Source organism: Halorubrum sp. SP3, assembly GCF_005435195.1.
GTDB classification, from domain to species: domain Archaea; phylum Halobacteriota; class Halobacteria; order Halobacteriales; family Haloferacaceae; genus Halorubrum; species Halorubrum sodomense.
Genome location: NZ_SGTU01000446.1, coordinates 1 through 395, shown reverse-complemented (window position 1 = coordinate 395; position 395 = coordinate 1). Strand labels below are relative to the sequence as shown.

The following is a 395-nucleotide window of genomic DNA, read 5'->3' as shown; positions in this document are numbered from 1 at the left end:
GGGTGGCTGCTGTCGGTGAGCTCGTTCGGCGAGCGCACCACGTTCCGGACCTGCCGGTCGTTGGTGTCCTCGACCTCGTCGCCGTCCCACCCGCGGTCGTCCGGCGTCTCGGGGTCTATCACCGGGCTGTCGCTGTCGTCGACGATGACGTTCGGCTCGTACGGCGTCGCGTCCATCGGCTCCCGGTGGAGCGGGATGTTCTCGCCGGCCTCGGTGAACTCGGGCTCCTCGCGGAAGAACTCCAGCCGCCCGGTCTTCGTGTACCAGGGGTCGTCGTCGAGCGTCTGCTCGTTGCCGACGTGCTTCGGGTACGACCGCGTCATGATGATCGCGGGCGTCCCCTGCCGGGCGTCTTCGAGTAAGTTCTCCACGTCGTACCCCTTCACCGTGTTCGA

At 67.6% G+C, this 395-nt stretch carries 1 pseudogene; it reads right to left on the bottom strand.

Annotated features, from left to right (window positions below):
- Positions 1 to 395: pseudogene (locus EXE42_RS17195) on the bottom strand (molybdopterin oxidoreductase); the annotation flags it as partial.